This is a genomic window from Mycobacterium sp. IEC1808, from assembly GCF_002101935.1.
Classification (GTDB): domain Bacteria; phylum Actinomycetota; class Actinomycetes; order Mycobacteriales; family Mycobacteriaceae; genus Mycobacterium.
Genome location: NZ_LQPV01000011.1, coordinates 180,711 through 207,507, shown reverse-complemented (window position 1 = coordinate 207,507; position 26,797 = coordinate 180,711). Strand labels below are relative to the sequence as shown.

The window sequence follows — 26,797 nt, the reverse complement described above, 5'->3', positions numbered from 1 at the left end:
TTACGCTACGCCGCGTAGCGTAAGTACTGACGATATTCCTCCCGGCACCTTCAGTCAATGAATCCTGCGAACTTGGGGTTAGAGACAACTCTTCAGTGCCGCAATGGTTTCCAGGTCGTCCAGCGCTGCCACGCCGCGCCGCAGGCCCTCCATCGCGATGCCTTCGACCTGCATTCCGCCCATCCCCGCGGTGATCAGCGGGGCCACATACGCGTACAGCGCACCCTGCCGGTAGCGCCGCCACAGCTCCTCGCGGTCGAGGTCCGGTCCGCCCGCCGCCGCCAGGGCGCGTCGGTAGTCGTCGAGCAGCTCCCGTTGGTTTGCCACGCGGTCCTCCGGGGTCAAGCTGGTGATCAGCGTGTACGCCAGCTCGCGGGAGGGGTGTCCGCGCCGCACCGCCTGCCAGTCCAGCAGCCCCGCCTTGCCGCCGTCGAAATACATGTTGCCGGGGTGGGCGTCGCCGTGCATGACGGTGTGCGGGGGCGTGTCGATCAGCGCGGCGACGGCGCGGTAGTTGTCGGCGATGAAAGCGCCGTTCTCGACGGGGATCTCGGTGCGTCCCGCGAGCCGTTTGATCGAGGCGTGCATCAGCGAACCGGTCAACAACGACGTGACGTCGCCCGACGGGGTGTACAGCCAGCCCAGCGGGCCGCGGCGGTCGCGGGGGAGGCGGTCCCAGAAGCTGGCGTGCAGATCGGCCAGCAATTCGACGATGAGGCTGGCCCGGTCGGGGGACAGCGGGTGCAGGGTGTCGGGGAATTCGCACGATCCGGCGGGCAGGTCTTCCAGAACCAGCAGGTAACGGCCCGTCCAGGTGTCGAACGCGGCGCCGTAGGCATACGGCACGCCGTGCAGCTGCGGCGCCAGTTCGTTGTAAAAGCGCACCTCGGTGTGTCCGAGGCGGCCGAGCTCGCCCATCAGACGGGTGGCGGTGGTTTCTGCGGCGACCTTGACGAACACCGACTCGGGGACGTTCTTGCCGGTCAGCACGAGCCGGGCTCGCGACGAGGTCCCGGCATCCCGGTCGAGCACGCGGACCGACCGAACGCTGGTTCCCATCAGCTTGGACAGGACCCGGGCGTCGATGTCAGCGACCGTCCGGGGCAACCCCAGCCGGGCCCCCACCACGGCGTCGGCGGCCACCCGGCGGACCCCCTGGCCCAGGTGAGCGGCCAAGCCCGCGAGGGAAAAAGCTTGTTCCGCAAGGCTTTTCATATGCATCCGTTCTGGTTCGGGAGCCCCGTGCCGGCGGGAGGGGTCACTCAACCGACCCGGGGTCCCGTCAGACAAAAATACCCGAACGTCTGGACATCAGACAATACGTGATTATTGTCTGATTTGTGGCACCAGGGCCCGCACCACGAACTGCTCGACGAACTGGCGCTTGTCGGCGGCCGGGCGATACCGCCACGACGGCCCCAGCAGAAACAACGTGGCGGTGTGCAACCACTGGACGATCGAGCGAAAGTCGAGGTCGTCGTAGAGGCGCCCCGACCGCTTCCACCGATTCAGCAGGGGTTCGTAGTGCCGCAGCAGCAGCTCCACGAAGGGTTCCGAGCCCTTCTCCAGGGCCGCGGCCACCGCGGTGCTCTCCGCGGCGAACATCGCCTCGTTCAGTGGATTGCCGGCCACCGACTCGACCCGCGCCAATACCATTTCGGGCACCGACCGAACCGGGTCGTCCGGCGCGGGCAGCGAGCGCACCAGATCACCAAGCGCTTTGTCGACCCGCATCAGCATCAGGCCGAGCAACACATCGTCGCGGCCGGGGAAGTACCGGTACACCGTCGACCGCGACACCCCGGCCTCGTCGGCCACCTCACCCATCCGGAACTGAGAGTTCCCCCGGCGGACGATGCAGCGCCCCGCGGCGTCGAGGATCCGCCTGCGCGCCTCCTCGTCGTCGAGGATCGCGCGGTCGGCGCCCCACCACCGGCTCGGTTCCATCTCGACGATGGTACGGGATGCGTTGTGCTACTTCGGTATCTGATGCCACGGGCAACCGCGGCGCGGTCGCGATGCGCCGAATCTTGTTGTGGCCCAGGTCATTAACCGGACTAAGAGGGCGATGATGGGCTACTCCGCCGCCGACGAGTCGTTCACGCACCAGCTCCCGACGACCTTCGACCGAGTGCACGATCCCGATCCGACGTGGTCGGACCGGTGCTACTTCTTCGCCGCGTCGCCCGACGGCACCATGCTGTTGGCCAGCGGCTACGGCAACAACCCCAACACCAGAACCGCGCTGGGATATGTCAAGGTCAGCCTCGCCGACGGCCGGCACTGGGACCTTCTGGCGGGCCGGCCCGTGACCGGCGCCGACCGCGCCGACCTGCGCGCCGGGCCGATGAGCTGGACCTGCGTCGAGCCGTTGAAGAAGTGGAGACTCGACGTCGCTCCCAACAAGTCCGGCATCGAGTGGGAGCTCTACTACGAGCCCACCGCCCCGATGTGGGAGCTGCTGCCGATGAAGGTGCACGGTGAGGACGGCCAGCTGCTGGCCGACATGTATCACATGAAGGAACCCGGACGGTGGAGCGGCTGGGTCACGATCGACGGCGAGCGCATCAGCGTGGACGGGTTCCACGGCGGGCGCGACCGCACGTTCGGCGTGCGCGTCTCGGACAAGATCGACTTCTGGCTTTGGCTCGACGCCGGATTCGACGGCCGGGCCATCGAGGCGTGGGTCATTGAATCCTCAGACGGCACAGTCAATTACGTCGACGGCGGGATCACTCACGCCGATGGCACCTTGTCGAAGCGATTCGTCGAGATCGAGCACGAGGTGGAATTCGACGGCGACAGCAAGCGGCCCGCCCGCGCGACACTGGTCTTCACCGACGAAGACGGCAAGGCCTACCGCGTCTTCGCCGACGCCGCCCGCCAGGAAGTCAACGCCTACTATGGCCTGCCGATGGCGCATTGCCAATACGAGGACCTGGGCAACGGAGCGTACTTCATCCATTTCCACTGGGACAGCACCGATCCCGAGCAGCTCGCGGAAACCGAAGGCAAATCGATGGCGCTCGACCAGTTGATGCGGTTCGAGATCGATGGCGACATCGGTTGGGGTGTCTTCGAATTGCTGCTCGGCGGGCAGGGCTACCAACGCTATCCGAACTGGACGGCAATGGACATGTCGGCGTTCACCCAGGACAAGACACCCGTCGACCGGCTGCCCGGAGAGGACGATCCGGTCCGCCAATGACGCTGGACGCCAACTCCGAAGAGCGCCTGACGGCCTGGCTGCGCACGCAGGTACCCGACGCCGACGACGTCCGTGCCGAGGGGCTGGACCGGGTGGACTTCGGACATTCCGCCGAGATGATGATGCTGAGCGTCATCACCCGGCACGGCGACCGGGACACCCGCCAAGACGCGGTGCTGCGGTTGCGGCCCAAACCACCCGCGCTGCTGGAGCCCTACGATCTCGCGCGCCAGTTCGCGATCCTGCGCGCCCTGGCGGACACGGCGGTCCGTGTTCCGCGTGCGCTGTGGCTCGAAGAAACCGGCGACGTGCTCGGCCGCCCCTTCTTCGTGATGGAACGGGCCGCCGGTCAGGTCTACGAGATGGAGGCGCCGGCCGGCGTCGCGGACTCGACCGTGGTGCGGATGTGTCAGAGCTTGGTCGAACAACTCGCGGCGATCCACACCGTCGACCTGGCGCGGACCGGGCTCGACGCGCTGGACGACGGTCGCAGTCATCTCGACCGCGAACTCGACCACTGGGTTGCCGAGATGAACCGGGTCAAGCGCGACCGGCTGCCCGCCCTGGAACGGCTCCACGAGGCGCTGCGCGCCGGCAAACCGCCGCCATGCCCGAAGGTCACGTTGGTGCACGGCGATGCCAAACCGGGCAACTTCGCCTTTCGCGACGGCGAGGTCAGCGCGGTGTTCGACTGGGAGATGACGACCGTGGGCGATCCACTGACCGACATCGGTTGGCTCGAGATGTTGTGGATGCAGCCCGTCGGTATCAACACCCACCCGGCGGCGCTGGGCATCGACGCCCTGCTGGCGCACTACGAGTCGGTCAGCGGGATCACGGTCTGCAACCGCGCGTGGTATCGCGCGTTCAACGCTTACAAGATGGCCGTCATCTGCCTGATCGGCGCGATGCTCATCGAGGATGGCCACAGCGACGACCAAAAGCTCGCGCTCGCCGCCTACGGCACCTCGCTCATGACCAGAGCCGGCCTGACCGAGCTAGGCGTCGACGAAGCTCTCGACGACGGTCCCGTGCTGCCGCGCGACGAACGCATTCAGCAGGTCCTGGCGCCGGCCACTTAGCGCGTCAGGCGAGCTCTTCCGAGGTCGAACCCTCGGAGACACGGCACAGCGCGCTGTCGAGCGTGCTGTACAGCGACAACACGTTGTCCAAACCCATGAGCTTGATCGGCCGGCTGGTGGCCGGGCCATTCGCGACGACCGCGAACCGAGTGGGCGGCGCGACGTCCGCCTGCGCGGACACCAGGACGGTCATCCCGGCCGAGGCCAGGAAATCCACTTTGGACAGGTCTACGACGAGTCCGGCCGGTCCGGTGGCCAGCTCGGTGTGTATCGCCTCGGCGAGTTGCGGCGCACTGAGCATGTCCACTTCGCCCGAGACGGTGAGCACGACCGTCTGGTCTACCTGCCGTTTTCCTACCTCGAAGGCGATCGGATCGGCCGAGTCGCCGGTTTGTTCGATCATGGTTCATCACTCACATTCGTCCGGTGCGGGGACAGAGAAATCAACAGCTACCGCCAAGCCGGGGCTGTCGACTCAACCCGCGTAACACGCCCATGTAGAGGACAAATACTCCATCGATCCTGCGCCGCTAGGCGGAGCGCAGCCGCACGTGATCATTCGATCCTAAGCCACGGGAGATCCCCACGGCGGCTCCGGCCCCGGGCGGGTGCTTACAACGTCGGTTGTCATTAGGCGACCGCTGAACGAATTCCGGCGCCGCGACGTGGTCGCAGTGTGCGTGAGGGTCGCCGCAGGTGTTGCGCACGGCAGCCTCAGGTGGATGAATTGCTTGCACCGAGTGTCGTTCCCAGGCTGCGCGGCTTGGCCCGGAATAGCGGGAAAGGACGGTGGGCATGGGGGCCGGTGATGAGGATGGCGTCCCGGAAGACGACGTTGACACGACCAAACCCGAACACTCCCGTCGCGTCGCACTGAATCGGCGGGCCGCGCTGCTCGGCATGGGCGCCGTCGCGGGCCTCGCGGCGGTGGACGTCGGCGGCTTTGCCTATGCCGGCGGCTGGCTGCGGCCGGACACTCTCACCCCACCCCGGTTCGCCGATCGCTTCGAGCACGTCTTCGGCCGCCATGACGGGTTTCGGCGAAACCATGCCAAAGGACTCAGCGCAACGGGGTCTTTTGCGAGCAACGGGGCGGGCGCGGCCATCTGCCGGGCCGCGGTCTTCCGGCCCGGGACCGTGCCGGTCGTCGGCCGGTTCTCGCTGGGCGGCGGCCTGCCGGACCAGGCGGACAAGCCCGACACCGTGCGCGGCCTCGGGCTGCTGTTCGAGGCCGGCGGCCAGCAATGGCGCACCGCGATGATCAACTTCCCCGTCTTCACGGACAGCACCCCGGAGGGGTTTTACGAGCGGTTGCTCGCATCCAAGCCGCTGCCGGAGACGGGTAAGCCCGACCCGCAAAAGCTGGCCGCGTTCCTCGATCGGCATCCCGAAACCGTCGCGGCGATGAAGATCATCAAGCAGTCCCCGCCCACCGCGGGGTTCGCGGACAGCACGTTTTACGGGCTGAACGCCTTCTGGTTCACCAACACCGCCGGCGCCACCGTTCCGGTGCGCTGGTCGGTGGTGCCAGTGGACGCCGGCCACGGCGGGGGCCCGCAGCCGCCGCACGGCAAGGACTACCTTTTCGACGACCTCATCCGCGCGGCGTCGCAACGGCCGCTGAGCTGGCGGCTGGTGCTCACGGTCGGCGAGCCGGGCGATCCGACCCACGACGCGACCAAGCCGTGGCCGCAGTCGCGGCGGACTATCGATGCCGGCACCATCACCATCACGGCGGTGCAGACGGAGGAAGCCGGCAACGCGCGCGATATCAACTTCGACCCGCTGGTCCTGCCGGACGGCATCACCGCATCGGACGACCCGCTGCCGCCGGCGAGGTCGGCCGTCTACGCCCGCTCATTCACCCGTCGCGCCGAGGAGCCCAAATCGCCCAGCGAGGTCAACGTGACCAAGGTGCTGTCATGACCGAAACCGCAAGCGAAACTACCAGCGCCCCAGCACGTTTCGCCGTCCCCTCCCGAATATTGCACTGGCTGATGGCGCCGATGGTCATCGTCCAGTTGCTGATCGGCGTGACCATGATCGCCTCGCTGAGCTACTACCCGCTGCTGCTGGCGATCCATCGCCCGCTGGGGGTGTTGATCCTGGTCTTCGCCGTGGTGCGCCTGGTGAACCGGCTCACCCACCGGCTCCCCCCATTCCTGGCGACGATGGGCCCGGCCGAACGCCGCATCGCGTCGTGGTCGGAATACCTGCTTTACGCGCTGCTGCTCGTCCAGCCGCTGATCGGGTGGGCGATGCTCTCGGCCGCACGATTCCCGATCACTATGGCGGGGCCGCTGCGGCTACCGGGCATCGCGCCGCACGACCTCGATCTGTACGCGGTGCTCCGGCAGGCCCACAACGTGTTCGCCTTCCTGCTCTTCCTGACGTTCACCGCCCACGTCTGCGCGGTGTTGTTCCACACGCTGGTGCTGCGCGACGGGCTCCTCGATCGCATGGCGCTGTGGCCCACCAAACGCTCCGACCCTCGGCAGGACGACAGCACGCAGTGACGGCCATGCCGTGCGAACATGACCGACGTGACGTACGAGAGCGACCTCACCGGCCTCGTTGTGATCGACCCGTACAACGACTTCATCTCCGAGGGCGGGAAGGTGTGGGATCGCCTGAAGGGCGTCGCCGAGGCGAACCAGTGCGTCCCCCACATGCGGCAAGTCCTCGACGCCGCGCGGGCCGCCGGTGTCCGCGTCTTCTATGCGCTGCACCATCGGTATCGGCCGGGCGACTACGAGACGTGGCGGTACATCGCGCCGATCCAGCGCGCGGCGTGGTCGCGCCGGACCTTCGAATACGGCACCTGGGGCGGTGAACTGCACCCCGGGTTCGAGCCCCAGGCGGGCGACATCGTCGCCCAAGAGCATTGGTGTTCGAGTGGTTTCGCCAACACCGACCTGGACCTATTGCTCAAGAGGCACGGCATCCGGCGGCTCATCATGATGGGACTCATCGCGCATACCTGCCTCGAGGCCACCGTCCGATTCGGCGCCGAACTCGGCTATGAGGTCACCGTGGTCAAGGACGCGACCGCGAGCTATTCGGAGCGGGAAATGGACGCCGCGCTCGAGGTCAATATCCCCAACTACGCGAGCGCCATTCTCACCGCGGACGAAGTCGTGGGCGCGCTGAAGACGCGCCCAAGTAACGGCGGTAGCGTCTGATCATGCTGATCGCGGCACTTCGCGACGTGCGCCGGCGACTGACGACCTGCCCGCTCGCGCCCCGATCGGACGAATATGATCGGCACCCGACAGTGCCACGAGGGAGTGGGGAAGTTCCATGCCGAACCAGCAGCAGGCCGACCGGATGACGTCGGGCAAGGGGTTCATTGCAGCGCTCGACCAGAGCGGCGGCTCGACACCCAAGGCGCTGCGTCTATACGGGATTCAAGAGGACGCGTATTCCTCCGACGCGGAGATGTTCGACCTCATCCACCAGATGCGTTCGCGGATCATCACCTCCCCGGCGTTCAACGGCGACCGGGTGCTGGCGGCGATCCTGTTCGAACAGACCATGGACCGCGACATCGAGGGGGTGCCGTCGACCACGTACCTGTGGGAGACCAAGGGCGTGGTGCCCATTCTGAAAATCGACAAGGGGCTGGCGGAGGCGTCCGACGACGTCCAGCTGATGAAGCCGATGCCGGGACTGGACGAGCTGCTCGAGCGCGCCGTGAGCAAAGGCGTCTTCGGCACCAAGGAACGGTCGGTGATCGGCGGGGCCAACGCGGCGGGCATCGCGGCGATCGTCGCCCAGCAGTTCGAGGTCGGCCATCAGGTGCTGTCGCACGGCCTGGTTCCCATCCTCGAGCCCGAGGTCACCATCTCGATCCCGGACAAGGCCGAGGCCGAGGCCATCCTGCGGGACGAGATCACCAAGCAACTCGAAACCGTGCCGGCCGGTCAGCGCGTGATGATCAAGCTGAGCCTGCCCACCGAGGTCAACTTCTACCGTCCGCTGATCGAGCACCCCAAGGTGATGCGCGTGGTCGCGTTGTCCGGTGGCTACTCGCGCGAGGAGGCCAACGAGCTGCTGGCGAAGAACACCGGGCTGATCGCCAGCTTCAGCCGCGCGCTGACCGAGGGGCTTGCGGTCGACCAGTCCGACGAGCAGTTCAACGCCACCCTGGACAAGTCGATCCAGTCGATCTACGACGCGTCCGTCGCGGGCTGACGCCCGGCGCTAGTAGCGGTGGTTGGCCATGGGCGGACCGCCCCGGCCGGGTTCGCCGTCGTCCGACACCAGCGCGGGCACCATCTCGCTGGTCACCAGCCCCTCGTGCTGCGTGAGTTCGTCGACGACGTCGAAGCATTCGGCGATGTTGGCCGGGGTGTCGATGACGATCGTGACCGCCGGGACGCGACGCCTCAGCGAGAGCAGCTTGTCCCCGTGGGGCCGATGCTCTCCGTGGTAACCCCAGATGCCCCGGACCACCGTCGCGCCGTCCGGCGATTCGCGCTGACGAAGCCGCTGGACGATGGCGCGGTGGATCGGCACCCCATCGTGCAGCGCCGATTCGGAGGTATAGACCATCAGCTTCTGCCACAGGGGCAGGCCGTGTTCGTCAACCCCCGGCAGGGCATGCGGCCGTTCCAGCAATTCGCCGTCGCGCTTGCACACGCGGACCCGTTCCAGCGTGAACATGGGCCGGCGGAGCAGGTCGCCGAGCTCCGGCAGCACCCGAGCGATCCGATCGCCGGACCCGACCGCGACGACCATCATCGGTACGTCGGCGTTGCGACCGAAAAAGTGGGCGCGGTGCCGTTGCCCGTGGATGAGGCCGTCGACGCCCAGGAAGACCGAGGCGCCGGCGATGTGGCGCCGGTGCATCAGATCGCAGACCGCGACGTAGGCCGGCACCCCCTGGGCGCGCTCCTTGCGGCCCAGGTAGATCGTCAGCTTGACGGCCTCGCGCAAGTCGTCGGGTAGCTCCGGCAACCGGACGTCCTGGCGCAGCAGCCGCGCGCGCTCCAGCGTGACCAGGCCGCGCTGTTTGATCGCGAGCACCGGATCGATCAGGGCCTCGATCGATTTGCGGGTGTCCACGGCGACGATCACCACGGGCGGGTCCTCGGATAGCGTCAGCGACTCGTCGGTTCGCAGGTGCCGACCCGTCCCGAATCCGCCGATGCCGCGCAGCACGACGCTGCTGGCGATCCGATGTTGTTGGTAGAGGTTGAGCAGCACGTCGGAGACGAAGCCCTCGCCGGTCCGCCGGCGCTCCGCCAGATAGGCACTGAGCTTCAGACAGTCCTCGTCCATGCCCGCTCCCGTCGCCGTGCGGGATCTTACCCATTGGATCCGCGCCGCTCGGATTTGGGACCAATTCCTCTGCTGTGGCGCCGCAGCGGCCGCTAATTTGGTGTGTGCCTTGATGTTTCGGGGCGTTACCGTTACGCGGACGTTAACACCATGTGGCCGCAAAACCACGAAGGAGTCGTCGTGCTTCCTGAGCGCATGGCCGGGGGAGGTGACCTGCGGCGACTGGCAGGTTTGCTCGACCGGATCGACGGCTTGTTGACCAGGTTGTCCGAGGCCGAGCGCGTGTGGGCGGACTGGCTGACCACCGTGGCGCCCGAGCATCGCATCAGCGCGCGAAACCTGGTCCACTACTGGGCCATTCGGCAATACGACTTGCGGGAGCTGCAGACGGACCTGGCGGAATTCGGGCTTTCGTCGCTGGGCCGCAGCGAATCACACGTTCACGCCACGCTTGCGGCGGTTCGCGCGGCCATCGCCGCCATCGTGGGAGGCACGTGGGAGCCGCCGCCGCCCGCGGTGGTACCCATCGAGCGGGGACCCGAGATACTGCGCCAACATACGGTGGACCTGCTGGGCCCGCGCCCGCCGCATCGCGCGACCCGGATCATGGTCACGCTGCCGTCGGAGGCCGCCACCGACGCCGACCTGGTTCGCGGGCTGGTGCGACGTGGCATGAACATCGCCCGGATCAACTGCGCGCACGACGACGCGCCGGCGTGGCGCGCGATGGCGCACCACGTCCGGGACGCGGCCGCCCGCGCCGGCGAAACCTGCCTGGTGGCAATGGATCTCGCGGGGCCGAAGCTGCGGACCGGGCCGCTGGAGCCGGGCCCCCGCGTCATCAAACTGCGCCCACACCGAAACGCCCTCGGTCAGGTCGTCGCGCCGGCACGCGCCTGGCTGACGTCGGCCGAGGAGCCGACGGACCCGCCCCAGCCCGGCATGGCGGTCATCACCGTCCCGCGACGGTGGCTGACCAACCGCAACGGCGGCGACGTACTGGTATTGCGGGATGCGCGGGGGTCCAGGCGGCGGCTGGGACTCGAGACCGTCGACGCTTCAGGCGGATTCGTGCTGACCGCCCAGCAGACCACCTACCTGGTGACCGGCACGGCCCTGCACGCCGGAGACGGCAGAAAGCCGGCCGAAGTGGGTCCGCTCCCGGCGAAGGAGCAGAGCCTGGTGCTGCGCGCCGGAGACCTGCTGCGGCTGACCCGCGACTGTTCGCCGGCCCCGGTCGACGGTGATCAACCCGTCGCGCGCATCGGTTGTACGCTGCCCGAGGCGTTCGACCATGCCCGCCCCGGGGATGCGATCCATTTCGACGACGGCAGGGTCGGCGGGCGGGTGGTGTCGGTCGATTCCGACGTCATCACCGTGCGCATCGCCCATCCCGAAGAGGGTGAGGCTCGCCTGAAGGCCGCGAAGGGTATCAACATGCCGGACACCGAGCTGCCGATTTCGGCGATCACCGACCGCGACGTCGCCGACCTTGCCGTCGTCGTAGATCTGGCGGACTTGGTGGACATGTCGTTCGTTCGGAGCCCGGCGGATGTCGAGCGGCTGCTGGACGAGCTCGATCGGCTCGGTGCCGACGAGCTGGGCATCGTGCTCAAGGTCGAAACCCGGCGCGCGTTCGAACACCTCCCGCAGCTGCTGCTCACCGCGATGCGCCGGCCGCGGGTCGGGGTGATGATCGCGCGGGGCGATCTGGCGGTCGAATGCGGTTACGAGCGGATGGCCGAGCTGCAGGAGGAGATTCTGTGGTTGTGCGAGGCGGCGCACCTGCCGGTGATCTGGGCGACGCAGGTGCTCGAGCAGCTCGCCAAGACGGGCCTGCCGTCGCGCGCCGAGATCAGCGATGCGGCGATGAGCGAACGGGCCGAATGCGTGATGCTTAACAAGGGTCCCTACCTGCCCGAGGCGGTAACCGTGCTCGACAACATCATGCGCAGAATGGCGGAGCACTACTACAAGAAGAACTCGTTGCTGCGTCCGCTGCACTCTTGGTCAGCGGCGGGCCCCGAGCGCCTCGACGATGATGCGGGTGGTGCGCTCGGCTCGGCGTCGTGAATATGACTGTGCGTCAGAGAGAATCGGGTACACCACGCCGCCGACGATGGCGTCGGCGGCTGACTCGGCCGTTGCCTCGTCGATACCGTCCGCGAGAAGCCGGCTGCGGACGCTTTCATGCAGCGGCAAACTGAACCCGGCCCGCAGTTTGGCGGCGGTTTCCGGGTGCTCCATGCAGGCGACGGTCAGGATGCGCAGCATCGCCGAGCCCCGCGGTGCGGTCAGGGTTGCGGCAAGTTTGCGCACCCACCCGACGAGGTCGGCCGCCAGGTCGTCGGTGTGGTCCACCGACGCCAGGATCTTGTCCGCGTCCTCGAGCATGACGTCGGCGACCAGAACCGGACGGCTGGGCCACCAGCGATAGATGGTCTGCTTTCCCACGCCGGCCCGGGCGGCGACCGCCTCGATGGTCAGTCCGTCGAATCCGCGCTCGAGGAGCAGTTCTCGGGTCGCCGTCACGATGGCCGTGCGCGATTTCTCGCTGCGGCGCCTCGGATAGCTTGCCTGGGTGAGATCGGTTGGCATCTAAGTGATCCTCATCTCCCCAGGTGTCGCCGGTCGTCCGCCGGATCTGGTCCGCTTTACATATCTTGACTCGCCCCGTAGTCTGCCACAAGACGAGACGGTTCGTCTTGTAAGGAAGGGGCAGCGGTCTTCGATGGCGTGTCGCCTCAGCCGCGCGGGGTCGCGGTCATGACCCTGGGACTGACCCCGGAACAACAGGACCTCAGCGACGCCGTCGCCCAGTTCGCCGGCCGGCACGCCCCGATCGCCGCAACCCGCGAGAGCTTCGATGACTTCGCCGCCGGACGCCTTCCGGAGTGGTGGGACGCGTTGGTTGCCAACGGCTTTCACGCGGTGCACCTGCCAGAGCGCCTCGGCGGTCAGGGCGGACGGCTCATCGACGCGGCGTGTGTGCTGGAATCGGCCGGCAAGGCGTTGCTGCCCGGCCCGCTCCTGCCCACCGTGACCGCGGGAGCCGTTGCGCTGCTGGCCGATCCGAACCCGACCGCGGAGTCATTGGTGCGCGACCTGGCGTCCGGCTTGCCCGCGGCGGTCGTCCTTCCCGGTGGCGGTGACTTCCACGCGCGTCGCGACGGCCAACGCTGGGTGCTCGACGGCGCGTCGGCCGTGACGGCGGGCGTCTGTTCGGCGCGGGTCGTCCTGGTGTGCGCTCGGACCGGGGACGGCGACGACGTCTGGGTGGCGGTTGACACCACAAAGCCGACGGCGGCCATCGAAACCGTGCGCGGCACCGACCTGGTGACCGATGTGGGGATCCTGCGGCTTAGCGAATATGTCGCCGCCGAGTCTGCCGTGCTGGGAGGGCTCGACGCCGACCGAGCCGAGTGCGTCGCGGTCGGATTGGTGGCCAGCGTGATGGCCGGCATCGCGCAGTGGTGTGTCGACGCGGTCACTGCGCACCTGCGAATCCGCGAGCAGTTCGGCAAGGTGATCGGTACCTTTCAGGCCCTGCAGCACAGCGCGGCGATGCTGCTCGTCAACACCGAGTTGGCGACCGCCGCGGCGTGGGACGCGGTCCGCGCGGTGGACGAACCACTCGACCAGCACCGCCTCGCCGCCGGCGGGGCGGCGACGATCGCCGTCTCACCGATTCCGGACCTGGTGCTCGACGCGCTGACGATGCTCGGCGCCATCGGCTTCACCTGGGAACATGACGTGCACCTGTACTGGCGCCGGGCCATCAGCCTGGCGGGATCGATCGGTCCGGCGAACCGCTGGGCGCGGCGGCTGGGCGAGCTCACCTGCACCCAGACCCGCGACATGTCCGTCAACCTGGGCGACGCGGAATCCGAGTTTCGTGCCTGGGTCGCCGAAACCCTCGATGCGGCAATGCAGTTGCGCAATGACACGCCCGCGCCGCACGGCGACTACCCGGACCAGGCCTCCGGGCGGCAGCGCACGCTGCTCGCGGACGCCGGGCTGATGGCGCCGCACTGGCCCGCGCCATGGGGCGTCGACGCGGGCCCGCTCAAACAGCTCATCATCGACGAGGAGTTCGCCAAGCGGCCCGCCTTGGTCCGGCCATCGCTGAACATCGCCGAGTGGATCCTGCCCTCGGTGCTGACCGCCGCACCAAAAGAGCTACAGGAGAAGCTGATCCCGGCGACCCAGCGCGGCGAGATCCATTGGTGCCAGCTGTTCAGCGAGCCGGGTGCGGGCTCCGACCTGGCGTCGCTGGCCACCCGGGCCACCAAGGTCGACGGCGGCTGGCGGATCAATGGCCACAAGATCTGGACCTCGTTGGCGCAGTATGCCGACCTGGGCGCGCTGCTGGCGCGCACCGACCCCGAAGCCAGCAAGCATCGCGGCATCGGCTACTTCATCATCGACATGCGATCGCCCGGAATCGAAATCCAGCCCATCAAGACGGCGACCGGGCAGGCGCACTTCAACGAGGTGTTCTTCAACGACGTCTTCGTTCCCGACGAGATGTTGCTGGGCGGTCCCACCGACGGCTGGAGCCTGGCGATCGCCACGATGGCCGAAGAGCGTTCGGCCATCAGCGGATACGTCAAGTTCGACCGGGCCGTCGCGCTCCGCCGCCTCGCCGCACAACCCGGGCCGGATCGTGACGACGCCTTGCGTGAGCTTGGCGAACTCGACGCCTACACCAACGCCATCCGGGCGCTCGGCGTGCGGGAAACCATCCGGCTACTCGACGGGCAGGCGTCCGGTCCGGCTTCGAGCATCGCCAAGGTGGCGATGAACGTGTTGCTGCGCCGCACCTTCGAGGCCACGCTGCAGCTGACCGGGCGGGTGGCGATGGTCGATGACCCCGACGCCGCGGTCGTGGAACCCTATCTGCACCTGCCGGCCGAGCTGATCGGCGGCGGGACGAGGGAGATCCAACTGAACATCATCGCGCAGATGATTCTCGGTTTGCCCCGGAAATAAGGACACCGCATGGGATTACGTGGAGAAGCCGCGATCGTCGGGTACGTCGAGCTGGCGCCCGAGCGCATGAGCAAGGCATCGCCCGCACCGTTCGCCATCGAACAATGGGCCGAGCTCGGCGCCGCCGCGCTGGGCGACGCCGGACTGCCTTTCGAGATCGTCGACGGCATCGTGGCCTCGCACCTGGCCGAGTCGGAGATCTTCGTACCCTCCACGATCGCCGAATACCTCGGCGTCGGAGCGAGATTCGCCGAGCACGTTGACCTCGGCGGCGCCAGCGCGGCGGCCATGGTGTGGCGGGCGGCCGCGGCCGTCGAACTCGGCATCTGCGAGGCGGTACTGTGCGCGCTGCCCGCCCGCTACATCACTCCCATGTCCAAGAAGAAGCCCAAAGCTTACGGCGACGCCCTGTACTTCGGCTCGTCGAGCAACCAATACGGCTCCCCCCAAGCGGAATTCGAGATCCCGTACGGCAACCTCGGCCAGAACGGCCCGTACGGCCAGGTCGCCCAGCGCTACGCGGCCGTCTACGGCTACGACGAGCGGGCGATGGCCAAGATCGTCGTCGACCAGCGGATCAACGCCAACCACACCGAGGGCGCGATCTGGAAAGACAAGCCGCTCACCGTGGAGGACGTCCTCGCCAGCCCGGTGATCGCCGACCCGCTGCACATGCTCGAGATCGTGATGCCCTGCGTCGGGGGCGCCGCCGTCGTCGTCGCGGACGCGGACCTGGCGCGGCGCTCGCGCAATCGTCCAGTCTGGGTCAGGGGATTCGGCGAGCACGTGCCGTTCAAGACCCCGACTTACGCCAAGGATCTGCTGCGCACCCCGATCGCTGAGGCCGCGGACACTGCCTTTGCGATGACCGATCTGACCCGCGATGACATGGACATGGTGTCGATCTACGACTGCTACACCATCACCGTGCTGCTGTCGCTAGAGGACGCGGGGTTCTGCGAGAAGGGCAAGGGCATGGAGTTCGTTGCCAACCACGACCTGACCTTCCGCGGCGACTTCCCGCTCAACACCGCCGGCGGCCAACTCGGTTTCGGCCAGGCCGGATTGGCGGGCGGCATGCACCACGTATGTGACGCCACCCGCCAGATCATGGGGCGCGCCGGCGCGGCCCAGGTCGCCGACTGCAACCGCGCCTTCGTCTCCGGAAACGGTGGAATCCTGTCCGAGCAGACGACGCTCATCCTGCAGGGAGACTGACGATGACCTTCGAGCGGCCGATGCCCGTCAAAACGCCTACCACCGCGCCGTTCTGGGACGCGTTGGCTCAGCATCACATCGTCATCCAGTATTCGCCGTCGTCGCAGAGCTACGTGTTCTATCCGCGGGTGCGTGCCCCGCACACCCTGGCCGACGACCTGGAATGGCGCGAGATATCCGGGATGGGAACGTTGTACTCGTTCACGGTGGCGCGCCGCCCCGTCGGCCCGCACTTCGCCGACGCGGTTCCCCAGCTGCTGGCCATTGTCGAATGGGACGAGGGGCCAAGGTTTTCCACCGAGATGGTGAACGTCGACCCGGCGGACCTGAGGGTCGGGATGCGGGTGCGCCCGGTGTTCTGCGATTATCCCGACCACGACGTCACCATGCTGCGGTACGAACCGGCCGAGTAACAGCCGCGTCACATCCGCCACAATGGCATGTGCGGGCAACGATGTTCGATCTGCCCGCCTCGCAGCGACAACCGGCCTTCGAGACAGCCGCGTTCACGGATTGTCGCTGCGAGGCGGGCACTTCGACATGTCCCGGAAATGGGTGACATATGTGCCGGATGTGGCAGGGCTGAAACGAGTCACTTCAACCGCTCGGTCGGCACCCCGTAGCGGTCCTGATAGGCGCTCACCCGGTCGCGGACCTCGGCGGCGTCCAGGGCGGTGTCCGACCAGGTGTATCGGCTGCCCCCGCCGTCGCCGGGGTGGGCGGCCAGGAAGTCGCGCATCCGCTGGGCGGCCTCGGGTTTCAGCTCGCGGCCCAGCTTTTGGTAGATGTCCTTGATCGTGGTCCACGGGTCGTTCATGAAATCGGTGAACAGCACGTCCACCACGCGGCCGGGCGGCACCGCGCCGCTGTCGCGCAGGGCCATCCCGCGCTCGAGGCCGACGACCACTTCTTCGTAGGACTGGGCCGCGCACTCGGCGATGTCGGATTCGTCGCTGCCCATCCGCCGCAGGTGGTGGGTCAGCGCGGCGATCGATGAGATGACGTTGAGCGGATCGCGGTGGGCCTGCACGATCAGCGCGTCCGGATATTCGGCGAGCAGGGTGTCGAGGTGCCACAGGTGCGCCGGCGATTTCAACAGCCACTGACCGGAGACGCCGGACTGCAGGTGCTGCAGGAAGATTCGGTGGAAGCGGTAGGCGCCGGCGTGGTCGGCCTCGTACAGCAGCCAGCGGTAGTAGCTCGGCAGCCGGTATTGCACCGAGAAGATCATGCTGGTGAACTCGCTGGCCGTGATGCGGACGCACTCCTGCCCGACGAGCGCCCCCATCGGGTGAAATGCCAAGAATCCCGGGATGATCTGCTCGGAGAGTTCGATGCTGGCCTGGGTCTGCGCGATCCGCGGGTCGTCGTGATAGGTCTCGGGCTGCGGGACCGGACAGGGCGCATCCACCTCCCACGTCAGCGGCGCCCGCAGGTCGGGGTCCTGGGCGAGCAGGTCATAGAGGATCGTGGTGCCGCTGCGCGGCTGGCCCACGATGAAGATCGGCGCCGTGATCGGCTTGTCGGCGACCTCCGGATGTTGCTTGCGCCAGTCGATTACGCCGAGCCGGTTCTTCAGGGCGCGCATGACGTCGAGGTAGGCGATCTCCACCCCGATCGCCGACAAACGCGCCTCGTTGACCAGCCCGTCGGTCAGCCGCTGCAGCCCGGCCTGCCACCCGTCGTCGCCGAAGTCGTCACTCCCGGCCTCCTCGCAGGCAGTGGCGATCAGCCGCTCCGGGGTGAATCGCTCCTGCAGCGTCATGCCCGGACCTTTCCCTCGTGGACCGACACCGAGACGTCGGGCGGGCTGGGGTTGTCCAGCCAGCGCACCACCACGAACCCGCGGTGCCGGCCGCCGGTGTCGAGCCAGTGGCCGATGCCGAAGTCCTCCGCCGAGATGGCGATCCGCACCCGCCCGTCCGCGTCGGGCCGCACCGCGCGACTTGTCACCGAGCTGTGCCGGCGGCGCGGCTCCAGGCACTCGTGCCAGAGGCTTTCCAGCGTCACGTTCCAGTAGCGCGTGTCGGGCGGCTCGATGTCGAGAACCAGCGCCTGCCCGGGATCGAGCCGGAATGTCCCCATCATGTAGAGGTTGTCCGGTGTGGTGTCGGCGGCACCCAGATCGGCGGCCTCGGCGGTCAGCAGCGTGTTGGGCGTCTCCAGAAGCTCGGGCTTGATGGTGCGGTGCAGCGTGACCAGCTTCATCAGCGACCAGGCCATCGCCGTGAACTGGTCGGCGAGTTCGTCGTCGGTCAACGGCGCGACGGGGTCGGGGTCCAGGGCGTCGATGCGCATGGTGGCCAACGTCTCGGAGGCGGGGTCGCCGATGTACTCGCGGACGACGACCGAGGACGCGTCCTCGGGGATCTTCACCCATTGCGCGCCGGCGAGATCGGCGGGTTCTTCCGAAGAGAGCACCAGCGCGAGCTCGTCGCCGTTTAGCGTCAGGCCGGTGTCGCTGATGTAGTTGGCCATCCGGCGCGGGGTCAGGCCGGTGCCGGCGAGGATCTGAAACCCAAGGTAGGCGCTGGTGCCCCGGGTGCCGGTGATCCGGTAGCGGCGGTCACCGCGGATCATCGCCAGGTAGTAGTTGCCGTCCGGGTTGGGCCCGCCGATCATCCTTGTCGGAGAACACATATCGAAGAACGTCGGCCGGTCGGGGTCGGCCTCGACGGACAGTTGCGAACACAGCGACGAGACGCGGGCGATGACGCGCAGCCCCTCGAGGAGCTCCCGTTCGGATTCGGCGTCCTCGGTCACGATCTTGGTGACGTCGGCCAGCATCTGCTGGAAGAACTGCCACGCGGCGCGCGCATTCGGAGCCTGGGTTTCAGCCATAGCCACATGCATAGACGATGCGTCAGCCTCCGGGCGCCGATTCGCCCGAATATCGGGAGGGCGACCCACGTGGGACGCGCGGCCCTGTCCGGCCTCACCTGCGGCATTGGACTAATAGTCCCTTACCATTGGCTCGGACTGCATGGTGGGCGGGCGATTGAAGCTGCTGAATAATTGCGGTGCCAGCGCGTATTTGCCGTTCGGCCATAACCCACGGAGCCGTTGACTCTGTGACAGGAATCATTGTCTACTAGTCGCTATATCGGCAGAGGAGTGCGGCATGAACAAGGACGACCTGATCCTGATCAGCGTGGACGACCACATCGCCGAGCCGGCCGACATGTTCGACGCGCACGTCCCCGCGAAATATAGGGACCTGGCGCCCCGGGTGGTCCTCGAACCCGACGGCGTCCAGCAGTGGTACTACGGCGAGGTTCGCGGACGCAACATGGGCCTGAACGCCGTCGCCGGAAAGCCCCGCGAAATGTACAACATCGACGCCTCGCGCTACGACGAGATGCGGCCGGGCTGCTTCAACGTCGACGAGCGTGTCCACGACATGAACGCCGGCGGCCAGCTGGCGGGCCTGAACTTCCCCAATTTCACCGGCTTCTCGGGCCAGGTGCTCAACCAGGGCCCCGACCGGGACGTGAACCTGGTGATGATCAAGGCTTACAACGACTGGCACGTCGACGAGTGGTGCGCGGCCTACCCGGGCCGGTTCATCCCCTGCGGCATCCTGCCGCTCTTCGACGTCGCCGAGGCCGCCAAGGAGGTCAAGCGGCTGGCCGACAAGGGCTGCCACGCGGTGACATTCTCGGAGAACCCGGAAGCCTTGCAAATGCCCAGCATTCACACCAGATACTGGTATCCGCTGTTCGAGGCCGTCTGCGAGAACAAGACGGTCCTGTGCACCCATGTCGGCTCGGCGTCTCGCTCTCCGCAGGTGTCGACGGACGCGCCGCCCAGCGTGCAGATGACGGCGTCGTCGATGATGAGCATGTTCACCTTCACCGAGCTGATCTGGGCCGAATTCTGGGCCGACTTCCCGCAGCTGAAGTTCTCGCTCACCGAGGGTGATGTCGGCTGGATTCCCTACTTCCTCTGGCGCGCCGAGCACGTCTACAACCGCCACTCGGGCTGGACGCTGGCGAAATTTCCACCCGGCTATGCCGGACCCAGCGATGTGTTCAAGCGCCACTTCTACACCTGCTTCATCAGCGACAAGGTCGGCGTGCGCAACATGGATTGGTTCAACGAGGACATGCTGTGCTGGGAGTCCGACTTCCCGCATTCCGACAGCAACTGGCCGTTCGCACCGGAGGACGTCATCGAGACCATGGGGCACCTGGACGACTCGGTCATCGACAAGATCACGCACGAAAACGCCATGGCCGCATACTCGTTCGACCCCTTCCGGTACATACCCAAGGAGCACGCCCGCGCCGGCTATCTGCGCTCGCAGGCCAGCGACGTCGACGTCGTCACACACGTCGGCCGCCCGGCCGGCCAGCGCGACCTCGACGCGTGGACCCGGATGACGCAGGCCGGTCTGCAGGCCCTGGCGCAGGGGCAGCCGCCGCCGACGGTCGAGATAACGGGCATCGCCGGGCGCGCCACCACCCTGGGCAACTGAGTGGCCGCCCGGGCACCGTTCGCCGACTGGCGGGTGCTGGAGTTGTCCAACGGCCTCGCGGTGTCCTACTGCGGCAAGATGTTCGTCGATGCCGGCGCCGAGGTCGTGAAAATCGAATCGCCGCAGGGCGATTCGATGCGGAGCTGGTCGGCTGGCGGGCCCGCCGGCGCGCTGTTCGGCTACCTGGCCGCTGGCAAGAAGTCGGTGAACGACCGTGGGCGGGCGGCGGCGCTGCTGGCCGGCGCCGACATCGTGCTCACCGACCTGACCGACGGCTGGACCGTCGACGACATCACCGCGCACACCGGACCGTCGGCGGTGATCGTGGCGGTGACGCCGTTCGGCACCACCGGGCCCTACGTCGAAGAACAGCTGGTGGCCAACGAGTTCATCCTGCAGGCGCTGTGCGGCTCGATCGACGGCCGCGGCTGGCCGGGCGACGAACCGGTGCAGGCGGGCGGGCGGCTCGGTGAGTGGCTGGCCGGGTCGTTCGCCGCGCCCGTCGCCGCCGCGACGGCCCGCCGCGCCGCCCGGGGCGGAGGCGGGGAGGTCATCGACCTCTCGACCTACGAGGCGATGGCGATCGCCATGGGTGGGCTGTCCGCCATGTCGGCCAGTGTGCTGGGCGCGGATTCCCTTCAGCAGCAACGCAGCCTGGAACTGCCGTCGATCGTTCCCACGGCCGACGGCATGGTCGGCTTCTGCACCATCACCGCGCAACAGTTCCAGGACTTTCTGGTGATGATCGATCGTGCCGACCTGCTCGACGACGCCGAGCTCGCGTCGTTCGTCGGGCGGGTCGAGCGCCGCGACGAATTCCTCGGCATGGTCACGCAGTGGACGGAAACCCGTACCACGCAAGAGATCACCGACCTCGCGGTGGCCTTCCGCATCCCGGTGGCCCCCATCGGCACCCCGGCCACGCTGCAGAAGGTCGACCACTTCGTCGAGCGCGGCGTCTTCGTCGAATCGGGACCCGGCGGCGTGCAGCCGCGGGTGCCGTATCGGAGCGACGCGATGGCGACAACGCCGCCCGGACGGCCCCCGCTGCTGGGCGCGGACAACGGCGGTGTCCACTGGCCGCCGCGGCCCGACCGGCCGCAGGCCGCCGACGCTGGCGCACTCCCGTTGTCCGACATACGGATAACCGACTTCACCGCGTTCTGGGCGGGGCCGGTCGCCACCCAATTCCTGGGCTCCCTCGGCGCCGACGTGATCAAGCTCGAGGGCGTCCGCCGGCCCGACGGCATGAGGCTTTCCGCCGGCCGCCCACCCGACTGGGACCAGTGGTGGGAGTGGGGCCCGGTGTTCTTGTGCAGCAACAACAACAAGCGTGGCATCAGCGCCGAACTCAGCGTCGACGCCGGGCGCGCCATCGCCTTGGAGCTCATCGCCGCGAGCGACTTGGTGATCGAGAACTTCTCACCTCGGGTGATGGAGAATTTCGGCCTGGACTGGGATGCCGTGACCGCGGCCAATCCGCGCGCAATCATGGTGCGGATGCCCGCGTTTGGCCTCGACGGCCCGTGGCGCGATCGCGTGGGCTTCGCCCAGACGATGGAGCAGGCGACCGGGATGGCGTGGGTGACCGGTCACGCCGACGGCCCTCCGGTGATCCCGCGTGGGGTGTGCGACCCGATGGCGGGGCTGCATGCCGCGTTCGCCGCGGTTGCGGCGCTCGTGGTTCGCGACCGGGACGGGACCGGCATGCATGTCGAGTCGACGATGGTCGAGGCTGCGCTGAACGTGGCCGCCGAGGTGGTGGTCGAGTACTCGCGCTACGGGATCGAGTTGCGCCGCAACGGAAACAGGGGCCCGGGCGCGACGCCCCAGGGCGTGTACCCGTGCCGTGGCGACGACGAATGGGTCGCGCTCGCCGCCCAGGGAGACGCCGCTCGCGCGTCGTTGGCGGCGCTCATCGAGCGACCCGACCTCGGCCCGGACAGCGCGGCCTGGCGCGACGGGGCCGACGAAATCGACAAGCTCATTTCCGGCTGGACCGCCCGGCGTTCGGCGACCGACGCAGCGGCGGCGCTGCGCGCCGGCGGGCTGGCGGCGGCGCGCGTCACGCCAGCCGCGGAGCTGCTGAGCGACCCGCAACTGCTCGCCCGAGGCTTCTGGGAAGAGATCGACCACCCCGTCGCGGGCTCGTTCCTGTGCACCGGCATGCCCTTCGCGTTCGTCGGGAAGCCACGACGCTGGCTTCGGCGGGTGCCCCCGTTGTATGGCCAGCACACCGACGAGGTGCTGACGGGAATTCTTGGGCGCAGTCAACGGGATCTGGTGGAGCTGCGCGCCTTGGGGGCCACCAGCGCACGCCCGGCGGGCCTCTGACGTGGCGGTCACGCTGTGCGTCCCGCCGCGCGCTGGGGAGCCCTGCGCCCCGGTCCGGTTCCTGGTGCGCCAGGACTCCGTGGTGATGGAGTTGACCGCCCGCCATCGGATCACCGGTGTCGAGTGGGACGAGAGCGAACGGGCGGTGGCGATGGTCGTCGAGATCACCGATCCGCAATCGGCACGGCCGATCGACGTGCGGATCGACGTGGTCGAAGCCGGTGCCGCGCCCCGCCGCGCGCGGACCACGACGATCGGCACCATCGAGCGCGACGGGCAAGAATACGACGTCGTCGGAACCTACCTGGGAGTTGTCGCGGATGAAAACTAGCCCGGTGAAGCGGACCGCGGCGATCGTCGGAGTGCACAACACCCGGCAGGGCCGCCGGCTGGACGGCGAAACGTCACGAAGCCTGGCGCTCAAGGCCATTCACGGAGCGCTCGCCGACGCCGGCCTGAGCCTCGAGGACGTCGACGGGATCAGCGCGGGCCCGCTGTCCACCGCGTTGATCTACGACCTGCGCCTCGGACCGGCCTGGCAGGGACTGGCTTTCGGGGTCGGCATGATCACCGAGGCGGTGGCCGCGATCGAGCACGGCATGGCCGACGTCGTCGTCCTGGTCGCCGCGCAAGCCGGTGAATACCGCGACCATCAGGCCACTGCTCCGTGGACCCGGCCCGAGAACGAATTCGTCGCGCCCTGGGGGATGTTCACCACCGCCGAGTTCGCGCTGATCGCCCGGCGCCACATGCACGTCTACGGCACCACCCGCGAACAACTGTCGATGGTCGCGGCGACGATTCGCAACAACGGGTCGCGAAACCCCGAAGCCGTTTACTACCAACGGGGTCCGTTCGCGGCGGAGGACATCACCGCGTCGCGGCCGATCGCCGACCCGTTTCATCTCCTCGATTGCGCCACCACCTCCGAGGGCGGCTGCGCTCTCGTCGTGGCCAACATCGACCAGGTGGACGTCGCCGGCCAACCGATCTACGCGTTGGGCAGCGGCGCGGACTTTCACGGCCCGTCGTATCAGCACCCGCCCGCTTGGGACCTCGCCGGCCGGAGCGGCGATCACGGCGACTACGTCAATGGCGTCGTGGGCAGGCGCGCGGCCGAGCGGGCGTTCGCCCACGCCGGCCTGCGTCCCGACGACGTCGACGTGCTGGAGCTCTACGATCCGTTCTCCTTCGAAATCATCCGCCAGCTAGAGGCTTTCGGCTTCTGCGGCGACGGCGAGGGCGGACCGTTCGTCGCCGACGGCCACATCGCGATCGACGGCAGCCATCCGGTCACCACCGACGGGGGGACCATGTCGTTCAGCCACGCCGGCTCCAATCCGCAGATGATGCAGCGGGCCGTCCGGGCCGTTCAGCAGCTGCGCGGCCAGGCCGGTGACCTCCAGGTGCCCGACGCGCACATCGCGTTCTGCAGCAACGGAGGTGCGGGAGCCCTGTTCACCACCGTGCTGATCCTGGGAGACGAGCCGTTATGAGATCCGAACCGTTGCGGCCACAGAGCGGGCCGGTGCCCCACGCCAGCAGCGAACTCAGCGTCCCCTTCTGGCAGGGCTGTGGGGCGGGGGAGTTGCGTTACCAACGCTGCGAAGCGTGTGGCCTGTCGAACTTTCCGCCGACCGAGCACTGCCGCCAATGCCTTTCGGCCGAACTGCGGTGGGAGTGCAGCGGCGGGCTCGGCGAGATCTACAGCTGGACGGTGGTGCATCGCCCGGTCACCGCGGAATTCGAGCCTCCCTATGCGCCGGCGATCGTCACGCTGGACGAGGGCTACCAGATGCTGACAAACGTCGTCGGGGTGGACCCGGGTGACCTGGCGATCGGCATGCGCGTCCGGGTGCAATTCCACGCCGTCGGCGCCGACGTCACCCTGCCGTATTTCACTGGATTGCAATGAGTCCCGCCCGCACCAGCAACGGCCTTCCGGTGACGGCCTACCTGGTGCTGGGCGTGTTGGCCGCGAACGACGAGCAACTCACCGCCGGTGAGATCAAGATGCGTGCCGAACTTTCGGTCGGCCACTTCTACTGGTCGCCGTCGGTGAGCCACGTGCGGCGCGAGCTGAACCGCTTGCTGGAGCGGGGCATGGTCAGCGAGATCGGCGCCCAATCCGGCAAGCGGGCGATCACGTTGTACGAGACCACCGATTCGGGCCTGGACGCGCTGCGCCGGTGGGTCCAGCACTTTCCGGCCGAGGATCGGGTGGTCATCAAACACCCCGTCATCCTCAAGACCTGGCTTGCGCGCGGCGAAAATCCGGAACACCTGGTCGACACGCTGGATCGCCATCTCGAGGCGACCCGCGCCCGGCTGGACGAGGCGCTGTGGTCGCGGCAGCGCTCTCGCGACCTCGGTCTGGCCGATGACCCGGACCAGCGTTGCTCGTTCGCGGTGCTGGACTACGCGATTCGCGGTTTGTATGCGGAGATCTCCAACATCGCGCAGCTGCGCGACGAGATCGCCGGCGGCACAAGCCGAGATCCGGTCAAACGGGTGCGACGGGCGAAGGGGCAGATCCGCCGTCGGGCACCCAGGGACCCGCGCTAGACCGATGGTGGCGACCCGCAGCGCCCGGCTACGCCGCGCTTGCGATCGCCACTGGACGTGGCCTGCCGGTAGGCGGTACCGCGCCCGTCACGCTCCCAGAGGATTTCGCCCTGGCCGGCGGACGCGCCTTCGGCGATCAGCTGGCGTTTGAGCACCTTGTGGGTGGCGGTGCTGGGCAGGTCTGCGGCGATGCGCACGTATCGCGGCCAGGCCTTCGGAGACAGGTCGGGTTGCGCGTTGAGGAAGGCTTCGAACGCATCGGGGTCGAGCTCGGCGCCGTCGTTGAGGACGATCGCGGCCATCACCTGATCTCCCACCCGTTCGTCCGGGACGGCGTACACCGCTGCGCGGTTGATGGCGCTGTGCCGCAACAGGATCCGCTCGATGGGAGCCGCGGCCAGGTTCTCGCCGTCCACGCGCATCCAATCGGCGGTGCGCCCGGCCAGGTAGATCCAGCCGTCGGCGTCGCGGTAGGCCAGGTCCCCCGACCAGTACATGCCGTGGCGCATGCGTTCGGCGTTGGCCTCGGGGTCGTTGTAGTAGCCGGTGAAGAACCCCGAGCCCGCGGTGTTGACCAACTCGCCTACTGCCTCGTCGGCGTTGGCCAGCGCCCCGTTGGCGTCGAAGCGTGCGACGGCGCATTCGGTGACGGTCTCGCTGTTGTAGACCGCGACCCCGTCGACGCCGCGGCCGATCGACCCCTTCGGCGTCCCGGGTTCGCGGATCACGATGACCGCGTTCTCCGTGGAGCCGAAGCCGTCTTCGACCTGAACGCCGAATCGGCGGGCGAACTCCTCGATGTCCTTGTCGTTGGCCTCGTTGCCGAACGCCACCCGCAGTGGGTTGTCGGCGTCGTCGTCGCGTTCGGGGGTGGCGAGGATGTAGGCCAGGGGCTTGCCGACGTAGTTCATGTACGTGGCCCCGTAGCGGCGGATGTCGTCAAGGAAGTTGCTCGCCGAGAACTTCGCAGGGACGATCGCGGCGCCGGAGACCACGGCGGGAGCCCATCCGGCGACGACCGCGTTGGAGTGAAACAGCGGCATGGACACGTAGCAGGTGTCCCGCTCGGTCAGGCCGAAGCGTTGGACCAGGTTGATACCGGCGAACGTGGCCATCAGGTGGGACACCTGGACCGCCTTGGGATTACCGCTGGTTCCCGACGTGAAGATCATCATGAACGCGTCCATCGCGGTGACCTCGCGGTGGGGGACCAGTTCGCCTGCGCTCCCGAGGAATTCGGCCCACTGCGGCGTCGAGGTGTCCAGGATTTGCGTTCTCCCGAGGTCCAAGCCGTCGAGCAGCGGCCGATGCTCGGGGTCGGTGACCACGAACTGACAGTCGGCCCGCCGGATATCCGCGGCCAGGGCCTCGCCGCGCCGCGTCGTGTTCACTCCGCACAGCACGTAGCCGCCGAGCCCGGCGGCGGCCATCTGGGCCAGCATCTCCGGCGTGTTTCCCAGCAGGGCGCCGACGTGCATCGGTCGACGCGGGTCGGCGGCGGCGATCAGGGCCGCGGCCCGCGCCGTCGCCTCGGTGAGGTATTGATCCCAAGTCCATTGCAAATGGCCGTGTTTGATGGCAACGGCAGGGTCGGTCAGGCGCTTACGCAGCAGCGCCTGAATCGTGTCGTCGGCCATC

Annotated in this window: 24 protein-coding genes; 16 read left to right on the top strand and 8 right to left on the bottom strand. The window is 67.9% G+C overall.

What is annotated here, in order from left to right; all coding sequences use genetic code 11:
• Nucleotides 1-78 precede the first annotated feature (78 nt).
• Together AWB92_RS07635 and AWB92_RS07630 are read right to left on the bottom strand one after the other, a co-directional pair.
• Nucleotides 79-1,215: a phosphotransferase gene (locus AWB92_RS07635; RefSeq protein ID WP_173817374.1), complete on the bottom strand. Its 1,137-nt coding sequence runs from the start codon at nucleotides 1,213-1,215 to the stop codon at nucleotides 79-81.
• Between the two features lie 111 nt (nucleotides 1,216-1,326).
• Nucleotides 1,327-1,947: a TetR/AcrR family transcriptional regulator gene (locus AWB92_RS07630; protein WP_085184763.1), complete on the bottom strand. Its 621-nt coding sequence runs from the start codon at nucleotides 1,945-1,947 to the stop codon at nucleotides 1,327-1,329.
• Nucleotides 1,948-2,071: 124 nt separating this feature from the next.
• Between AWB92_RS07630 and AWB92_RS07625 the strand changes: the two genes are divergently transcribed.
• Both AWB92_RS07625 and AWB92_RS07620 read left to right on the top strand, forming a co-directional pair.
• Nucleotides 2,072-3,208, top strand: a complete 1,137-nt coding sequence (locus AWB92_RS07625) for a hypothetical protein (protein WP_173817373.1) — start codon at nucleotides 2,072-2,074, stop codon at nucleotides 3,206-3,208.
• Complete coding sequence (locus AWB92_RS07620) at nucleotides 3,205-4,290, top strand: phosphotransferase family protein (RefSeq protein ID WP_085184761.1); 1,086 nt, start codon at nucleotides 3,205-3,207, stop codon at nucleotides 4,288-4,290. Before AWB92_RS07625 ends, AWB92_RS07620 begins: the two co-directional genes overlap by 4 nt.
• A 4-nt stretch (nucleotides 4,291-4,294) precedes the next feature.
• Here the strand turns inward: AWB92_RS07620 and AWB92_RS07615 are convergent, their stop codons facing one another.
• Complete coding sequence (locus tag AWB92_RS07615) at nucleotides 4,295-4,693, bottom strand: STAS domain-containing protein (RefSeq protein ID WP_085184760.1); 399 nt, start codon at nucleotides 4,691-4,693, stop codon at nucleotides 4,295-4,297.
• 392 nt (nucleotides 4,694-5,085) lie between these two features.
• Here AWB92_RS07615 and AWB92_RS07610 point away from each other — a divergent pair, with 392 nt between their 5' ends.
• The 4 genes from AWB92_RS07610 (at nucleotide 5,086) to AWB92_RS07595 (ending at nucleotide 8,484) form a co-directional block, all read left to right on the top strand.
• Nucleotides 5,086-6,216: a catalase family peroxidase gene (locus AWB92_RS07610; protein ID WP_277622283.1), complete on the top strand. Its 1,131-nt coding sequence runs from the start codon at nucleotides 5,086-5,088 to the stop codon at nucleotides 6,214-6,216.
• Nucleotides 6,213-6,806 carry a cytochrome b/b6 domain-containing protein gene (locus tag AWB92_RS07605; protein ID WP_085184759.1) on the top strand — a complete coding sequence of 198 codons (594 nt, stop codon included), beginning with the start codon at nucleotides 6,213-6,215 and terminating at the stop codon, nucleotides 6,804-6,806. The genes AWB92_RS07610 and AWB92_RS07605 overlap by 4 nt, the downstream gene beginning before the upstream one ends.
• 18 nt (nucleotides 6,807-6,824) lie before the next feature.
• Nucleotides 6,825-7,472 (top strand): isochorismatase family cysteine hydrolase, encoded by a 648-nt coding sequence (locus AWB92_RS07600; RefSeq protein WP_085184758.1) that lies wholly within the window; start codon nucleotides 6,825-6,827, stop codon nucleotides 7,470-7,472.
• Between the two features lie 118 nt (nucleotides 7,473-7,590).
• Nucleotides 7,591-8,484, top strand: coding sequence for a fructose bisphosphate aldolase (locus AWB92_RS07595; protein ID WP_085184757.1), 894 nt, complete (start codon nucleotides 7,591-7,593; stop codon nucleotides 8,482-8,484).
• A gap of 9 nt (nucleotides 8,485-8,493) precedes the next feature.
• Here AWB92_RS07595 and AWB92_RS07590 read toward each other — a convergent pair whose 3' ends face one another.
• Entirely contained in the window at nucleotides 8,494-9,573 is a 1,080-nt protein-coding gene (locus AWB92_RS07590; RefSeq protein ID WP_085184756.1) for a DUF190 domain-containing protein, read from the bottom strand.
• Between the two features lie 195 nt (nucleotides 9,574-9,768).
• Here AWB92_RS07590 and AWB92_RS07585 point away from each other — a divergent pair, with 195 nt between their 5' ends.
• Entirely contained in the window at nucleotides 9,769-11,646 is a 1,878-nt protein-coding gene (locus AWB92_RS07585) for a pyruvate kinase (protein ID WP_085184755.1), read from the top strand.
• On the opposite strand, the gene AWB92_RS07580 is transcribed toward AWB92_RS07585, so the two are convergent.
• Nucleotides 11,584-12,171: a TetR/AcrR family transcriptional regulator gene (locus AWB92_RS07580; protein ID WP_085184754.1), complete on the bottom strand. Its 588-nt coding sequence runs from the start codon at nucleotides 12,169-12,171 to the stop codon at nucleotides 11,584-11,586. The genes AWB92_RS07585 and AWB92_RS07580 overlap by 63 nt on opposite strands.
• A gap of 168 nt (nucleotides 12,172-12,339) precedes the next feature.
• Here AWB92_RS07580 and AWB92_RS07575 point away from each other — a divergent pair, with 168 nt between their 5' ends.
• The 3 genes from AWB92_RS07575 to AWB92_RS07565 are packed head-to-tail and all read left to right on the top strand — an operon-like array spanning nucleotide 12,340 to nucleotide 16,196.
• Complete coding sequence (locus AWB92_RS07575) at nucleotides 12,340-14,565, top strand: acyl-CoA dehydrogenase (protein WP_085184753.1); 2,226 nt, start codon at nucleotides 12,340-12,342, stop codon at nucleotides 14,563-14,565.
• 9 nt (nucleotides 14,566-14,574) lie between these two features.
• Nucleotides 14,575-15,783: a thiolase family protein gene (locus AWB92_RS07570; protein ID WP_085184752.1), complete on the top strand. Its 1,209-nt coding sequence runs from the start codon at nucleotides 14,575-14,577 to the stop codon at nucleotides 15,781-15,783.
• Nucleotides 15,784-15,785: 2 nt separating this feature from the next.
• Nucleotides 15,786-16,196: an OB-fold domain-containing protein gene (locus AWB92_RS07565; RefSeq protein WP_085184751.1), complete on the top strand. Its 411-nt coding sequence runs from the start codon at nucleotides 15,786-15,788 to the stop codon at nucleotides 16,194-16,196.
• 179 nt (nucleotides 16,197-16,375) lie between these two features.
• Here the strand turns inward: AWB92_RS07565 and AWB92_RS07560 are convergent, their stop codons facing one another.
• Together AWB92_RS07560 and AWB92_RS07555 are read right to left on the bottom strand one after the other, a co-directional pair.
• Entirely contained in the window at nucleotides 16,376-17,548 is a 1,173-nt protein-coding gene (locus AWB92_RS07560; protein WP_085184750.1) for a sulfotransferase, read from the bottom strand.
• Entirely contained in the window at nucleotides 17,545-18,624 is a 1,080-nt protein-coding gene (locus tag AWB92_RS07555) for a DUF1214 domain-containing protein (RefSeq protein ID WP_085184749.1), read from the bottom strand. Before AWB92_RS07555 ends, AWB92_RS07560 begins: the two co-directional genes overlap by 4 nt.
• A gap of 280 nt (nucleotides 18,625-18,904) precedes the next feature.
• Between AWB92_RS07555 and AWB92_RS07550 the strand changes: the two genes are divergently transcribed.
• Genes AWB92_RS07550 through AWB92_RS07525 form a run of 6 tightly spaced genes read left to right on the top strand, consistent with a single transcriptional unit; the run spans nucleotide 18,905 to nucleotide 25,159 of the window.
• Nucleotides 18,905-20,260, top strand: coding sequence for an amidohydrolase family protein (locus AWB92_RS07550; RefSeq protein ID WP_085184748.1), 1,356 nt, complete (start codon nucleotides 18,905-18,907; stop codon nucleotides 20,258-20,260).
• A complete protein-coding gene (locus tag AWB92_RS07545) occupies nucleotides 20,261-22,594 on the top strand; it encodes a CoA transferase (protein ID WP_085184747.1) in 2,334 nt (777 codons plus the stop codon).
• 1 nt (nucleotide 22,595) lies between these two features.
• Nucleotides 22,596-22,925 carry a hypothetical protein gene (locus AWB92_RS07540; protein WP_085184746.1) on the top strand — a complete coding sequence of 110 codons (330 nt, stop codon included), beginning with the start codon at nucleotides 22,596-22,598 and terminating at the stop codon, nucleotides 22,923-22,925.
• On the top strand, nucleotides 22,915-24,090 hold the full coding sequence (locus AWB92_RS07535) for a thiolase family protein (RefSeq protein ID WP_085184745.1): 1,176 nt from the start codon (nucleotides 22,915-22,917) through the stop codon (nucleotides 24,088-24,090). Before AWB92_RS07540 ends, AWB92_RS07535 begins: the two co-directional genes overlap by 11 nt.
• Nucleotides 24,087-24,509, top strand: coding sequence for an OB-fold domain-containing protein (locus tag AWB92_RS07530; RefSeq protein WP_085184744.1), 423 nt, complete (start codon nucleotides 24,087-24,089; stop codon nucleotides 24,507-24,509). The genes AWB92_RS07535 and AWB92_RS07530 overlap by 4 nt, the downstream gene beginning before the upstream one ends.
• Nucleotides 24,506-25,159 carry a MarR family transcriptional regulator gene (locus AWB92_RS07525; RefSeq protein ID WP_068129428.1) on the top strand — a complete coding sequence of 218 codons (654 nt, stop codon included), beginning with the start codon at nucleotides 24,506-24,508 and terminating at the stop codon, nucleotides 25,157-25,159. Before AWB92_RS07530 ends, AWB92_RS07525 begins: the two co-directional genes overlap by 4 nt.
• Here AWB92_RS07525 and fadD1 read toward each other — a convergent pair.
• Nucleotides 25,156-26,796 (bottom strand): fatty-acid--CoA ligase FadD1, encoded by a 1,641-nt coding sequence (fadD1, locus tag AWB92_RS07520; protein WP_085184743.1) that lies wholly within the window; start codon nucleotides 26,794-26,796, stop codon nucleotides 25,156-25,158. The genes AWB92_RS07525 and fadD1 overlap by 4 nt on opposite strands.
• Nucleotide 26,797 lies beyond the last annotated feature (1 nt).

What these genes read in the sequence shown, in the direction of transcription:
- AWB92_RS07635 (WP_173817374.1), bottom strand. Translation starts at nt 1,215, where the DNA reads ATGAAAAGCCTTGCGGAACAAGCTTTTTCCCTCGCGGGCTTGGCCGCT.
- AWB92_RS07630 (WP_085184763.1), bottom strand. Translation starts at nt 1,947, where the DNA reads ATGGAACCGAGCCGGTGGTGGGGCGCCGACCGCGCGATCCTCGACGAC.
- AWB92_RS07625 (WP_173817373.1), top strand. Translation starts at nt 2,072, where the DNA reads ATGGGCTACTCCGCCGCCGACGAGTCGTTCACGCACCAGCTCCCGACG.
- AWB92_RS07620 (WP_085184761.1), top strand. Translation starts at nt 3,205, where the DNA reads ATGACGCTGGACGCCAACTCCGAAGAGCGCCTGACGGCCTGGCTGCGC.
- AWB92_RS07615 (WP_085184760.1), bottom strand. Translation starts at nt 4,693, where the DNA reads ATGATCGAACAAACCGGCGACTCGGCCGATCCGATCGCCTTCGAGGTA.
- AWB92_RS07610 (WP_277622283.1), top strand. Translation starts at nt 5,086, where the DNA reads ATGGGGGCCGGTGATGAGGATGGCGTCCCGGAAGACGACGTTGACACG.
- AWB92_RS07605 (WP_085184759.1), top strand. Translation starts at nt 6,213, where the DNA reads ATGACCGAAACCGCAAGCGAAACTACCAGCGCCCCAGCACGTTTCGCC.
- AWB92_RS07600 (WP_085184758.1), top strand. Translation starts at nt 6,825, where the DNA reads ATGACCGACGTGACGTACGAGAGCGACCTCACCGGCCTCGTTGTGATC.
- AWB92_RS07595 (WP_085184757.1), top strand. Translation starts at nt 7,591, where the DNA reads ATGCCGAACCAGCAGCAGGCCGACCGGATGACGTCGGGCAAGGGGTTC.
- AWB92_RS07590 (WP_085184756.1), bottom strand. Translation starts at nt 9,573, where the DNA reads ATGGACGAGGACTGTCTGAAGCTCAGTGCCTATCTGGCGGAGCGCCGG.
- AWB92_RS07585 (WP_085184755.1), top strand. Translation starts at nt 9,769, where the DNA reads ATGGCCGGGGGAGGTGACCTGCGGCGACTGGCAGGTTTGCTCGACCGG.
- AWB92_RS07580 (WP_085184754.1), bottom strand. Translation starts at nt 12,171, where the DNA reads ATGCCAACCGATCTCACCCAGGCAAGCTATCCGAGGCGCCGCAGCGAG.
- AWB92_RS07575 (WP_085184753.1), top strand. Translation starts at nt 12,340, where the DNA reads ATGACCCTGGGACTGACCCCGGAACAACAGGACCTCAGCGACGCCGTC.
- AWB92_RS07570 (WP_085184752.1), top strand. Translation starts at nt 14,575, where the DNA reads ATGGGATTACGTGGAGAAGCCGCGATCGTCGGGTACGTCGAGCTGGCG.
- AWB92_RS07565 (WP_085184751.1), top strand. Translation starts at nt 15,786, where the DNA reads ATGACCTTCGAGCGGCCGATGCCCGTCAAAACGCCTACCACCGCGCCG.
- AWB92_RS07560 (WP_085184750.1), bottom strand. Translation starts at nt 17,548, where the DNA reads ATGACGCTGCAGGAGCGATTCACCCCGGAGCGGCTGATCGCCACTGCC.
- AWB92_RS07555 (WP_085184749.1), bottom strand. Translation starts at nt 18,624, where the DNA reads ATGGCTGAAACCCAGGCTCCGAATGCGCGCGCCGCGTGGCAGTTCTTC.
- AWB92_RS07550 (WP_085184748.1), top strand. Translation starts at nt 18,905, where the DNA reads ATGAACAAGGACGACCTGATCCTGATCAGCGTGGACGACCACATCGCC.
- AWB92_RS07535 (WP_085184745.1), top strand. Translation starts at nt 22,915, where the DNA reads ATGAAAACTAGCCCGGTGAAGCGGACCGCGGCGATCGTCGGAGTGCAC.
- AWB92_RS07530 (WP_085184744.1), top strand. Translation starts at nt 24,087, where the DNA reads ATGAGATCCGAACCGTTGCGGCCACAGAGCGGGCCGGTGCCCCACGCC.
- AWB92_RS07525 (WP_068129428.1), top strand. Translation starts at nt 24,506, where the DNA reads ATGAGTCCCGCCCGCACCAGCAACGGCCTTCCGGTGACGGCCTACCTG.
- fadD1 (WP_085184743.1), bottom strand. Translation starts at nt 26,796, where the DNA reads ATGGCCGACGACACGATTCAGGCGCTGCTGCGTAAGCGCCTGACCGAC.